The following is a 12,751-nucleotide window of genomic DNA, read 5'->3' on the forward strand; positions in this document are numbered from 1 at the left end:
AACATCCAGACCCGAGCCTATGAAACCTTCCAGCGGCCGCGCGCGCAGCGCTGCGACCCTCGCCGCGACGGCCTTGAGCGCCGCATGCGGCGGCACCGGCGCCGGCGTCCGCACCGGCATGAGCAGCCCCGTCAAACAGGATGTTCGCCGTAGCCTTGCAGCGGGGCTCAAGGGGTTCACGAGACCCACATGCGTGAGCCTCGCGCTGGCCCTCGCGGTCATGACTGCCGGTCCGGCCTTCGCGCAAAAAGCCGCGAACATGCCGCAAGGGCCGGCCGTGCGCGACAACACGCCGGAGATCGACGCGTCGATCGAACAGAGGAACTGGCAGGCGTCGCTCACGCAGCTCGACGCGCGCATCGCGTCGAATCCGCGCGATGCCCAGGCGAAGTTCAAGCGCGGCACGGTGCTCGCGCACCTGAATCGCGACGACGAAGCAATCGCCGCCTTCACCGAACTCACGCAGCTCTACCCCGAATTGCCCGAGCCCTATAACAACCTCGCCGCGCTGTACGCGAAGCACGGCCGTTACGACGAAGCACGCGCGGCGCTCGAAACGGCCACCAGGGTGAATCCGAACTATGGCCTCGCCTACGAGAATCTCGGCGACCTGTATCTGCGCCTGGCAGACGAGGCTTATCGACGCGCGCAAGGCATGGGCAAGGCCAGCGCCACCACCACGCAGCGGCTCGCGGACATCCAGAAGATCATCACGCCGGCCGCGGCGCGCCCGGCCGTGAAGAAAGCGTCCACCACACCGGACGAGTCCACGCAACGCAGCATGCCGAACATGACGCAAACGCCGAGCTTCCAGTACGGCGGCGCGAATGGTTCACTCGCCATGCCGCCTTATATGGCGCCGTCGAAATAACGTCAGGCATTTCGACACCCCGTATTTTTCCACCCCGAGGATCTTCATGAAATGGTTGATGTTGGCGCTCGGCAGCGCCGCCCTGATCGCAAACGCACCCGCTTTTGCCCAGTCCGGTTCGCAAGCCGCGCATCCGTCCGTCCTGCTCAAAACATCGGAAGGTGACATCCGCGTGGAGTTGTACCCTGAGAAGGCGCCGAAGTCCGTCGCCAACTTTCTCGAGTACGTGAAGTCTGGCCAGTACAGCGGCACGATTTTTCATCGCGTGATTCCGGGCTTCATGATCCAGGGCGGAGGCTATACGCAAAACTATGCCGAGAAGCCCACGCGCGCGCCGATTCCGCTCGAAAGCCGTAACGGTCTGAAGAACACGGTCGGCACGCTCGCCATGGCGCGCACGAGCGATCCGAATTCGGCCACCGCGCAATTCTTCATCAATACGGTGGACAATGCCGGCCTCGACTATCCGAATCCGGACGGCAACGGCTACGCGGTATTCGGCAAGGTCACGAGCGGAATGGACGTCGTGAAGAAGATCGAAGCCACGCCTACCACGTCGCGCGGCCCGATGAGCGACGTGCCGCAAAAGCCCATCGTGATCGAGTCGGCCACGGTGGTCGGCAAGTAACCCGCACCAGCAACCACGCCCCGGCGCGGTCCGTCGTTCAGCATGACTGGCGACTCGCCGTGCCTTTTATCCACTCTGTTCATCAAAGGATTCCATCATGGTTGAACTGCACACGAACCACGGCGTCATCAAACTCGAACTGGACGCCGAAAAAGCGCCGAAGTCGGTTGAGAACTTCCTCAACTACGTGAAGGCCGGCCACTACGACAACACGGTGTTCCACCGCGTGATCGACGGCTTCATGATTCAGGGCGGCGGCTTCGAGCCGGGCATGAAGCAGAAGCCGACATCCGCGCCGATCGACAACGAAGCGAACAACGGTCTGAAGAACGTGAACGGCTCGGTCGCCATGGCACGCACGAACGACCCGCACTCGGCAACCGCGCAATTTTTCATCAACGTGAACGACAACGACTTCCTGAACCACTCGTCGCCGACGCCGCAAGGCTGGGGCTACGCCGTGTTCGGCAAGGTGGTCGAAGGTCTCGATATCGTCGAGAAGATCCGCAAGGTCAAGACGGGTTCGAAGGGCTTCCATCAGGACGTGCCGGTCGACGACGTCGTGATCGAAAAGGCTGTGATCGTCGACTAAGGGCGAACCGTTCGAACCGGAATCAGGCACCTTCGATGCTTCAAGAAACGCCGCTGCGAAGCGTCGCCGCGGGCGTGCCTGGCGAGGGCAAACGCCCGCACGCCGCACGCCCGTTTTTTTTCCTCTCCGACATTCATCTGAGCGAGGCGATCCCTCACACGGTTGCCGCGTTCGAGCATTTCATCCGCGTCACTGCCGAGCAGGCAGACTCCGTATTCATTCTCGGCGATCTGTTCGAGTACTGGATCGGCGACGACATGCTGGTCGAGCCTTTCGTCGCACGCATGGCGGCGCTATTGCACACGCTGTCCGAGCGCGGCATCGCGCTCTATATCATGCACGGCAACCGCGACTTTCTGATGGGCAAGCGCTTCATGCGCGCCGCCGGTGCAATCTGGCTGCCCGACCCTTTCGTGATCACCGCATTCGGCACGCGTATCGCACTCGCGCATGGCGACGCGCTGTGCACCGCCGACCGCGGCTACCAGACATTCCGGCGCTTTGCGCGCAACCGCGCGGCGCAGTCGCTGTTTCTCGCGTGGCCTTACCGGTGGCGCCGCAAGCTCGCGGAGAACATGCGCTCGAAAAGCGAACAGGGGCGCGCGCGTCCGGTTTCATCGAAATACGACGTAACGGCCTCAGCCATTGCGAAACTGTTCAAGGCGTCGAAGACGGCGACGATCATTCACGGCCACACGCATCGTCCCGCGCGGCATCGTGAACCGGGCGGCACGCGCTGGGTGCTGCCCGACTGGGAACTCGACCACGGCGAGCGCCGTGGCGGTTATCTGCGAATCGACGCCGAAGGCATTCGGGCGCTGCCGCTCGGCTGAGCGCGGCTCGCTGCCGAAGGAATGCCGGCACCGCCTTGCGCCGATCGCAAACGACGTCGAAGGAAGACGCCGAAGGAACGCCGGCCGCCGCTCACCTAATGGCCGGCCGCTGCGCCTTCCACTTTCCCGGCGATGGCTGCCGACAGGCGACGCAGGTCGAGCAACGCCGCATCCGCACCTTGCAGACCTTCGAGACTCGTGCCGAGCCGCTCGAGCGCGTCGACGATCTCGTCGATCCGTCTCGATTGACTGGCCGCATGGTCGATCAGTCCGTGGATCGCGAGAGACACCGGATCGTCGGCATTCGGCGTGATGCCGTACGCACAGAATCCGCTGGTGTCGGAGCCGCGCTTCGCATCCCGCGTTACGCCGCTGGCAGCGGTTGCAATGGCCGCGCATTCCGCTGTGTCCGGTTTGCCTGACGTATTTGCCTGCTTTGCCGCGGTGCTTGCAGGCGGGCTTGCATACGCGCTTGCAGACGCGCTCGCAGACGTGTCTGCCGCCGTGTTGGCTGCAGCATTTGTCGATGGGCGCGCAACCCGATTCGCTGCCGGCGTCATCGCCGCATCGGCACCTGCAAATGAACTCTCAACCGAAGCCGCCGGCACGATGATTCGCGCTGGATTACCCACTGCCGTACCGCGTGCGGGCACCGGCTTCGTCACCACCGCATTCGAGCCGATCTTTGCATCCGCGCCGATCGTAAAGCCGCCGAGCACCTTGGCCCCTGCCCCGACGATCACGCCGCGCTCCAGTGTGGGATGCCGCTTCGCGCCGCGCGTGAGCGACGTGCCACCGAGCGTCACGCCCTGATAGATCGTGCAGTCGTCACCGATCTGCGCGGTTTCGCCGATCACCACCCCCATACCGTGATCGATGAATACGCGCCGGCCGACGGTTGCGCCCGGATGAATCTCGATGCCGGTCATGAAGCGCGCCATCTGCGAGACGACACGCGCGAGCCAGCGGCGCTTCGCCTGCCAGCACGCATGTGCGAACCGATGCAGTACGAGCGCGTGAAGCCCCGGATAGCACGTCAGCACTTCCCAGGCGCTGCGAGCGGCGGGATCGCGCTCGCGTATCGTGGCAATGTCTTCGCGAATTCTCGTGAACATGGCAGGGACGGTATGGGCGGGGACGAGGCCGCACGAATGCGAAGATCCGTGACGGCGTTTGCCTGCCGCATATCTGCGCGGCAGCTTTGCTTAGAACGTTTCGGGGATTGTAGGTCGATTATGCGCAAGCTGCCGGATGCCCACGCTGGCCGCAAGGTTGCGGATATGACGCGCGTCGCGCGATGAGCGAGCCGCGCTTCGCGCGCGGCTTCGCGTGTGGTGTGCGCATCAGCGCAACGCACGCAGCGGGCGCCATGATTAGAGAGTCAGTCCCCGCCGCCGCGCTTTGTCTTCAGCAGAATGTGCCTGGCTATTCCGCGCACGATGTTCACCTCTTCGCGCTCGAGTCCCGAGCGCGCGAACAAACGCCTGAGGCGCGACATCAGCTTTTTCGGGTTGGCGGGGTCGAGAAAGTCGAGCGCCACCAGCGCGCTTTCCAGATGCGCGAACATGCTCTCGATTTCATCGCTCGCGGCGCGCGGGCCGGCCGGTTCACCCTGCGTCGCCAGTGGCGGTGCGGCAACAGGGGCCGCGTCCACGGCTTCGCCGGCAACGAACGCGGTGCGCAACTCATACGCCAGCACCTGCACCGCCTGGGCGAGATTGAGCGAGCTATAGGCGGGATTCGCCGGTATATGTGCCAACGCACTGCAGCGTTCGACGTCCTCGTTGGAAAGCCCGGTTCGCTCGTTGCCGAACACCAGCGCGATTTCGCCGTGCATTGCTTCGTCGCGAGCGACACCGGAGGCCGCGCGCGGCGTCCATTGCGGCGGCCCGTATTCACGCAGACGCGCCGTCAGCGCAATCGACCAGTGCACCCCGTTCAGCGCATCGGCAAGCGTCGGCACGACTTGCGCGCAAGCCAGCACGTCGTCGGCGCCGCTCGCCATGGCGATCGCTTCCGGATCGGATTGCACCTGCGGCACGCGCGGCGACACCAGCACGAGACGCGAAAAGCCCATGGTCTTGAGCGCACGCGCGGCGGCACCGACATTGCCCGGATGACTCGGCTCGACGAGCACGAAGCGCGTGGAAGTGAAGCCACGGTGCACTTCGGCCACGGCTGAATCGGAAGAATGGTGATTGCGGTCCACGATGGGTCCTGCCGGCAAATAAACGCGTATGGTAGCGCCAACTCGCGCCCGCGCCGACCGAAGGGCGGAGGCGCGCCGCGCTCATGGGTGGGCGACAGCGCGTGCGGGCGCTGGTAATCGCTGCGCGCGGCGCCCGGACTCAGGTAAAATACGCGCATTCGCGTCCGGTTTTCACCGTTGATCAATCCGGCGCCTCGTTCTTATCCAATTCGTCTCCGTCGGCGGAATGCGCGCTCGGTCATGGCTTCCTGCCTTGCGTCGGGTCAGCGTTCCGTGCTGTTTCCGCGCCCGTCCCGTGGCGCACAATCAGCGCAGCTTTGCGCTCATTTACCGGCCAGCAGCCGTGCTGCCCCGGCACAAGGATCCAGTTTCATGCATCCCATGCTCAATATCGCTGTGAAGGCCGCGCGCCGTGCAGCACAGATCATCAACCGCGCGTCGCTCGATCTCGATCTGATCCAGATCAGCAAGAAACAGCACAATGATTTCGTCACGGAGGTCGACAAAGCGTCTGAAGCAGCCATCATCGATACGCTGAAGACCGCCTACCCCGATCACGCGATTCTCGCAGAAGAATCCGGTCAGTCGGACAACAACTCCGAATACCAGTGGATCATCGATCCGCTCGACGGCACCACCAATTTCATTCACGGCTTCCAGTACTACTGCGTGTCGATCGCGCTGGCCCATAAGGGCATCGTCACCCAGGCCGTGGTCTACGATCCGACCCGCAACGATCTGTTCACCGCGTCGCGCGGCCGCGGCGCATTCCTGAATGACCGGCGCATTCGCGTCGCCAAGCGCGACCGTCTCGCCGACGGCCTGATCGGCACCGGCTTCCCGTTCCGCGAAAAAGACGGCCTCGACGCGTACGGCCGCCTCTTCGCGGAAATGACCGAAGCCTGTGCCGGCCTGCGCCGCCCGGGCGCCGCTGCACTCGACCTCGCGAACGTGGCTGCCGGCCGCATGGACGGTTTCTTCGAGCAGGGCCTGAACGCGTGGGATGTCGCCGCGGGCAGTCTGCTGATCACGGAAGCCGGCGGTCTTGTCGGCAATTACACGGGCGACTCGGACTTCCTGCACATTGGCGAGATCGTCGCGGCCAACCCGAAAGTCTACGCGCAGATGGTGCCGATCCTGTCGCGCTACAGCCGCACACGCCAGCAATCGGCTTGAACGTCGGGCTCCGGCGTTTTGCCGTAGCGGGACGTAGCCTGACGAAAAGCGGCTTCGGCCGCTTTTTGCATGCATGGCCTGCATCGCGCGTGGGTTCGTGCTACAAAGCGGGATGCCGCGCTGGCGTGCTCGATTGCCGGCTGCGTTTCGCGCGATTTCGCTGCGCCCTGCTTCGCGCTCCTGTCGCGCGCAGCTTCCGATCCGCTTCATGAAAAAAGGCTTCTACACAATCATCGCGGCGCAGTTCATCTCGTCGCTGGCAGACAATGCCTTGCTGATCGCGGCCATCGCCTTGCTCTCCGTGATCCACTCAGCGGCCTGGGTCACGCCGCTGCTGCAGATCTTCTTTACCGTCTCCTACGTGCTGCTCGCGCCCTTCGTCGGCGCATTCGCGGACGCGCTGCAAAAACGCCACGTGATGTTCGTGTCGAACGCGCTGAAAGCAATCGGCTGCCTGATGATGATCTGCGGCGTTCATCCGATGATTGCATATGGCGTGGTGGGCTTCGGCGCAGCGGCCTATTCGCCCGCGAAGTACGGCATTCTCACCGAGCTGTTGCCGGCGGAAAAACTCGTGAAGGCAAACGCGTGGCTCGAATCGGCGACGGTGCTCTCGACGATCGTCGGCACGATGGTGGGCGGCGCGCTGATCAGTACATTCGCCGACAAATTCGTCGCGCATGCCCACCTGCCGCTGATCCGCTCGTCCGCCGATCTGGCAATGTTCGCGGTGATGGTGACCTACGCGATTGCCGCCGTGATCAACATCTTCATTCCCGACACCGGCGCACGTTACCCGAACCGTCTCACCGAGCCGAAGCAGCTCGTCGGCGACTTCTATCACTGCTTTAACGTGCTGTGGGCCGACAAGCTCGCGCAGATCGCGCTGTGGGTCACCACGCTGATGTGGGGCGGCGCGGTCACGCTGCAGTTGCTGGTGCTGAAGTGGGCCAACGTCAATCTCGGGCTGTCGCTTTCGAAGGCTGCGGTCATGCAGGGCGTAACGGGGCTGGGCATTGCGGTCGGCGCGGCGGCGGCCGCCGCGCTCGTCCCGCTGCGCAGTTCGCTGCGCGTGCTGCCGGTGGGCATCCTGACGGGCGCCGTAGCGATCGCCATGGCGTTCTACAACAAGGACCTGTTCCCGGCCGGCGCGGGCATCCACATCGGCTCCTACGTGGCGCCGATCTACATTCTGCTCGCGTACCCGCTGATGATTGTGCTCGGCGCGCTGTCCGGCTTTTTCATCGTGCCGATGAACGCAATTCTCCAGCATCGCGGCGCGACGCTGCTGTCAGCCGGCCACTCGATCGCGGTGCAAAATTTCAACCAGAATCTCGCGGTGCTGCTGATGCTCGGCGCGTATGCGCTGCTGCTCACGGCGAAGATGCCGGCACAGTGGATCATCGTCGTGTTCGGCAGCTTCATCACGTTCATGATGTGGCTTGCGAAACGGCGCAGCGCGGTCAACGCGCGTACCGTCGACATGCGCGCGATGGTCGAAGAATGACGCGTTTGCCGCGCGGCCTGACGCGGCGGCGTGCATGCCAGCTCACGTATGAGCGCCGGCTGACGGCGCGATGATCGTTGGCCATCCGGCCAGGGTCCGCTCGCTGTGTCGGCGGGTTAAACTCACGCCCTGTACAGCTTTCGCAGAAGATACTGAGGATGGGCATTCAAACCGCAGCGGCCAGCGACGTCGCACAACACACCCCCATGATGCAGCAGTATCTGCGCATCAAGGCGGAGCATCCGGGCACGCTGGTGTTCTACCGGATGGGCGACTTCTACGAACTCTTCTTCGAAGATGCGGAAAAGGCCGCGCGCCTGCTCGATCTGACCCTCACGCAGCGCGGCGCGTCGGCGGGCAATCCCATCAAGATGGCGGGCGTGCCGCATCATGCAGTCGAACAGTATCTGGCCAAACTGGTCAAGCTTGGCGAATCGGTTGCGATCTGCGAGCAGATCGGCGACCCGGCTACGTCGAAAGGACCGGTCGAGCGCAAGGTGGTGCGGGTGGTCACGCCCGGCACGCTGACGGACGCCGCGCTGCTGTCCGACAAGAACGACGTGTACCTGATGGCGCTGTGTGTTGCGCACAACCGGCGGGGCGTCGCCACGGGCGTCGGGCTGGCGTGGCTGAATCTGGCGAGCGGCGCGCTGCGCCTCGCGGAAGTTGCACCCGATCAGGTCGCCGCTGCGCTGGAGCGGATTCGCCCCGCCGAAATTCTCGTGGCCGACACGCCGTCCGATTCGGCAAGCTGGGCGCCACCCGTGAACGCAGGCGCGCTCACACGCGTGCCGGTCTGGCACTTCGACGTGACGTCGGGCACGCAGCGCTTGTGCGACCAGCTCGAAGTCGCGGGTCTGGACGGTTTCGGCGCGCATTCGCTGACCTGCGCATGCGGCGCGGCCGGCGCATTGCTGCTTTACGCAGCGGCCACCCAGGGCCAGCAACTGCGTCACGTGCGTAGCCTGAAGGTCGAATATGAATCGGAATATATTGGGCTCGACCCCGCCACGCGACGCAATCTCGAACTGACCGAAACACTGCGCGGCACCGAGTCGCCTACGCTGTGCTCATTGCTCGATACATGCTGCACGACCATGGGCAGCCGGTTGCTGCGTCACTGGCTGCATCATCCGCCGCGCGAAGCCAGAGTGGCCCAGGCCCGTCAACAGGCCATCGGCGCACTGCTCGACGCGCCGCCGGGTGCGGATGCCGACTCATTGCGCGGCGCGCTGCGGCAGATTTCGGATATCGAACGGATTACCGGACGTCTCGCACTGCTGTCGGCCCGCCCGCGCGACCTGTCGAGCCTGCGCGATACGTTCATTGCGCTGCCCGAATTGCGCACGCAACTCGCGGGCGTGTCGGCCAACGCCGATTCGCTTGCGCGTATTGACGCTTCGCTGGAACCGCCGCACGAGTGCGTCGACCTGCTGCAACGCGCGGTCGCGCCGGAGCCGGCCGCCATGGTGCGCGACGGCGGCGTCATCGCGCGCGGCTACGACGCGGAACTCGACGAACTGCGGGATATTTCGGAGAACTGCGGGCAGTTCCTGATCGACCTCGAAACGCGCGAACGGGCGCGCACCGGTATCGGCAATCTGCGCGTCGAATACAACAAGGTGCACGGCTTCTATATCGAAGTCACGCGCGGCCAGACGGACAAGGTGCCCGACGACTACCGCCGCCGTCAAACGCTGAAAAACGCCGAGCGCTACATCACGCCGGAACTGAAGGCGTTCGAGGACAAGGCGCTCTCTGCCCAGGAGCGAGCGCTGGCACGCGAGCGCTCGCTCTACGACGCGTTGCTGCAGGCGCTGCTGCCGTTCATTCCCGACTGCCAGCGAGTCGCCGCGGCGCTTGCCGAACTCGATCTGCTGGCCGCGTTTGCCGAACGTGCGCGTGCGCTCGACTGGGTTGCGCCGTCGTTCTCGCCAGACGCCGGGATCGAAATCGAACAGGGGCGTCATCCGGTGGTGGAGGCTCAGGTCGAGCAGTTCATCGCCAACGACTGCACGCTCACCGCCGAGCGCAAACTGCTGCTGATCACCGGCCCGAACATGGGCGGCAAATCCACGTTCATGCGACAGACCGCGTTGATCGCGCTACTCGCGTACGTGGGCAGCTATGTGCCCGCACGGCGCGCCGCGTTCGGCCCGATCGACCGCATCTTCACGCGGATCGGCGCGGCCGACGACCTGGCTGGCGGCCGCTCCACCTTCATGGTCGAGATGACGGAAGCTGCGGCCATTCTGAATGACGCCACGCCGCAAAGCCTCGTGCTCATGGATGAAATCGGCCGCGGTACGTCGACATTCGACGGTCTCGCGCTCGCGTGGGCAATTGCACGTCATCTGCTGTCGCACAATGGCTGCCACACGCTTTTCGCGACCCATTATTTCGAACTGACGCAGTTGCCCACGGAGTTTGCTCACGCGGCGAACGTGCATTTGTCGGCGGTCGAGCATGGGCACGGAATCGTATTCCTGCACGCCGTCAACGAAGGGCCGGCGAACCAGAGCTACGGTCTTCAGGTTGCACAACTGGCGGGCGTGCCGAACGCGGTTATCCGCGCGGCCCGCAAGCACCTCGCGCACCTCGAACAGCAGTCCGCGGCGCAACCTGCACCGCAGCTCGATCTGTTCGCGCCGCCCATGCCCATGCTGCTGGAAGACACGGACGACGAGCGTGACGGCAAAGCGCAAAACGCAGCATTGTCGCCGGCGATGCAGGCACTTGCCGAACGTCTGCGCGCCATCGATCCGAACGAACTGCGTCCGCGTGAAGCGCTCGACCTCCTGTACGAGCTGCACGAGCTGGCCGCCGCGCCGGATGCGGATCATTGACGCGCACCGACCCGTGCAGCGCCCGCGCAGGGTTCGTGCGGGGCTGACCTTTATCTCCGCGCTCGCGGACGGCGTGGCGCACGCTACTTGTCCGGTTGCCTCTTTATCCGTTGCTTTTAGCGTTGCTTTTTGCGTTGCTTTCCGCGCCGTTTTTCTGGTTGCCTCCTCCGTCGCTTCTGCTACCGTTTCATCCGCCGCCTCTTCCATCGCTTCTTTCTTTGCACGGCCGCTTGCTCGTTGCGTCGCGCTGTTTCTTGCCGTGCTTACCGTGCTTATTGCATTCACGTCACCGGCCTTCGCGCAGGGGCCAGCGCAGTCCGCGCGGTATGCTTTCGCGGTCATCGCAGGCACGATGCAAAGCTCCGCCGACGAAGCGCCGACTCAGCGCCTGCTCGATGCGATCGGTCGTGAACGCAACGTTGCGTTCATCGTCTACGACGGCAACCTGAAGGGCGCAAAAGAAGCGTGCCGTGACACGCTCTATGACCGCCGGCATGCGCTGCTGGAAACGTCGCGACCCGCGCTGTTCTTCATTCCGGGTCAGCACGACTGGGCCGATTGCGGCACAACGGAAGCTGGAGCGTTCGATCCCGTGGAGAGGCTCGACCAGCTGCGTCAAACGCTCTTTGCCGACTCGAACTCGATGGGTCAGAATCCGATCGCATTGACGCGCGAAAGCGAAGTGTCGCGCTTTCGTCCGTTTCGCGAAAATGTTCGATGGCAGGCGAACGACACGGTGTTCGTAGGACTGAACGCCCCGAGCCCAAACAATCACTATCTGACCGCGGGCGGCCGTAATGGCGAATTCGAAGATCGCGTGATCGCCAACGCGTTCTGGCTCGAACACGCGGGTGAATATGCGAAGCGCCGCGACGCGCGCGCCGTTGTCGTGTTCATTCAGGGTGACCCGGACCCGGAACGCTACGAACGCCCGGATCGTTTCGCATGGCTACGCTTTGGCCGCAATACCCGGCGCGACGGCTTTCTGGAATTCAAGCGCAGCCTGGTGAAGCTGGCGGAGATCTATCACGGACCCGTGCTCGTCATTCATTGCGACGACGAGCGCGCGAAAGGCGGCTTTACGATCGATCAGCCATTACGCAATGACAAGGGCGTGCTCGTGGCCAATCTCACGCGTATCGCGCTCGCGCCGCATGACCGGCTCAACCAGTGGATTCAGATTGAAGCGGACCTGAACAGGAAACCGCCATTTCGCGTAAGTGTGCGCGATGTACCGAAACAGATGCCGTTGCCCACTACGCCGGCCGGCGGGTCGCCCGGCGAGCCGGCTGCTTCGATGCCGGCTGCGCCGTTGCCAGGCACCGCTTCAGAGTTGCCGCCGCTCCTGCAGGCGCCTCGCCAGCCGCAAACGGACCAGCAGGAACTCGACCAGTTGCGCATGGATCAGCAACCACGCATACCCGCCGACCAGGGCGGCGGCGGGTATGGACCCGCGACTGCGGGACCGGCCAGCCCGAATGCGCTGCCGGGTACGCCGGGCGCTTCGACTTCGGGCGCTCCCGGCGCGCCGGCAAGCTCAGTGCAGCGTGGGCCCTGAGTTGTCGTCCTCGGCTTCGTCGTCTTCATCCAGGACTTCGAGGCCGTCGGCACCATGCGCGTGCTCGTGCTGGATTTCGTCCTCGGTAGCCGGGCGTACGTCTTTTACCGTGAGCGCGAAACGCAGCGCCATGCCGGCGAGCGGATGGTTGCCGTCGAGCACGACTTTGTCTTCCGCCACGTCGGTCACGACGTAGACGAGCGAGTCGAGATCTTCGTCGCCCTCTTCCGGCGTACCTTCGAACTGCATGCCGATCTCGAGCGGTTCCGGGAAGCGATTGCGCGGCTCAATCTTGACGAGGTCAGGGTCGTACTCACCGAACGCGTCTTGCGGCTCGAGCTGGATCTGGGTCTCGAAGCCGGCCTCGTGGCCGTCGAGCTCTTCCTCGATCTTGGGGAACGTGCCATCATAGCCGCCGTGCAGATAGACCATCGGCTCGTCGCTCTCTTCAATCAGATTGCCCTGTGCATCCGACAGCTTGTAGGCGACCGACACGACGGTGTTCTTTGCGATTTTCATTCGACTCTCCAG

General features: G+C 64.1%; 11 protein-coding genes. 8 read left to right on the plus strand and 3 right to left on the minus strand.

Going from position 1 to position 12,751, the window contains the following annotated elements; genetic code table 11:
- The first annotated feature begins 19 nt into the window (after positions 1-19).
- From AAGS40_RS08610 to AAGS40_RS08625, 4 genes are all read left to right on the plus strand, one after another.
- Positions 20-871: a tetratricopeptide repeat protein gene (locus tag AAGS40_RS08610; RefSeq protein ID WP_345810864.1), complete on the plus strand. Its 852-nt coding sequence runs from the start codon at positions 20-22 to the stop codon at positions 869-871.
- Positions 872-917: 46 nt separating this feature from the next.
- Positions 918-1,499, plus strand: coding sequence for a peptidylprolyl isomerase (locus AAGS40_RS08615; RefSeq protein ID WP_345810865.1), 582 nt, complete (start codon positions 918-920; stop codon positions 1,497-1,499).
- A gap of 97 nt (positions 1,500-1,596) precedes the next feature.
- Positions 1,597-2,091, plus strand: coding sequence for a peptidylprolyl isomerase (locus AAGS40_RS08620; protein WP_345810866.1), 495 nt, complete (start codon positions 1,597-1,599; stop codon positions 2,089-2,091).
- Positions 2,092-2,126: 35 nt separating this feature from the next.
- Positions 2,127-2,924: a UDP-2,3-diacylglucosamine diphosphatase gene (locus AAGS40_RS08625; protein ID WP_345810867.1), complete on the plus strand. Its 798-nt coding sequence runs from the start codon at positions 2,127-2,129 to the stop codon at positions 2,922-2,924.
- 95 nt (positions 2,925-3,019) lie between these two features.
- On the opposite strand, the gene cysE is transcribed toward AAGS40_RS08625, so the two are convergent.
- Together cysE and AAGS40_RS08635 are read right to left on the minus strand one after the other, a co-directional pair.
- Positions 3,020-4,039: a serine O-acetyltransferase gene (cysE, locus tag AAGS40_RS08630; protein WP_345810868.1), complete on the minus strand. Its 1,020-nt coding sequence runs from the start codon at positions 4,037-4,039 to the stop codon at positions 3,020-3,022.
- Between the two features lie 266 nt (positions 4,040-4,305).
- Positions 4,306-5,133, minus strand: coding sequence for an RNA methyltransferase (locus AAGS40_RS08635; RefSeq protein ID WP_345810869.1), 828 nt, complete (start codon positions 5,131-5,133; stop codon positions 4,306-4,308).
- A gap of 372 nt (positions 5,134-5,505) precedes the next feature.
- Between AAGS40_RS08635 and AAGS40_RS08640 the strand changes: the two genes are divergently transcribed.
- From AAGS40_RS08640 to AAGS40_RS08655, 4 genes are all read left to right on the plus strand, one after another.
- Complete coding sequence (locus AAGS40_RS08640; RefSeq protein ID WP_345810870.1) at positions 5,506-6,309, plus strand: inositol monophosphatase family protein; 804 nt, start codon at positions 5,506-5,508, stop codon at positions 6,307-6,309.
- A gap of 208 nt (positions 6,310-6,517) precedes the next feature.
- A complete protein-coding gene (lplT, locus tag AAGS40_RS08645; protein WP_345810872.1) occupies positions 6,518-7,816 on the plus strand; it encodes a lysophospholipid transporter LplT in 1,299 nt (432 codons plus the stop codon).
- Between the two features lie 158 nt (positions 7,817-7,974).
- Positions 7,975-10,662: a DNA mismatch repair protein MutS gene (gene mutS, locus AAGS40_RS08650; protein WP_345810874.1), complete on the plus strand. Its 2,688-nt coding sequence runs from the start codon at positions 7,975-7,977 to the stop codon at positions 10,660-10,662.
- Positions 10,663-10,867: 205 nt separating this feature from the next.
- Positions 10,868-12,220 carry a hypothetical protein gene (locus AAGS40_RS08655; protein ID WP_345814324.1) on the plus strand — a complete coding sequence of 451 codons (1,353 nt, stop codon included), beginning with the start codon at positions 10,868-10,870 and terminating at the stop codon, positions 12,218-12,220.
- Here the strand turns inward: AAGS40_RS08655 and AAGS40_RS08660 are convergent.
- Entirely contained in the window at positions 12,200-12,739 is a 540-nt protein-coding gene (locus tag AAGS40_RS08660) for a peptidylprolyl isomerase (protein WP_345810875.1), read from the minus strand. The genes AAGS40_RS08655 and AAGS40_RS08660 overlap by 21 nt on opposite strands.
- Between the last annotated feature and the right edge of the window lie 12 nt (positions 12,740-12,751).

It is taken from the genome of Paraburkholderia sp. PREW-6R (assembly GCF_039621805.1).
GTDB lineage: Bacteria > Pseudomonadota > Gammaproteobacteria > Burkholderiales > Burkholderiaceae > Paraburkholderia.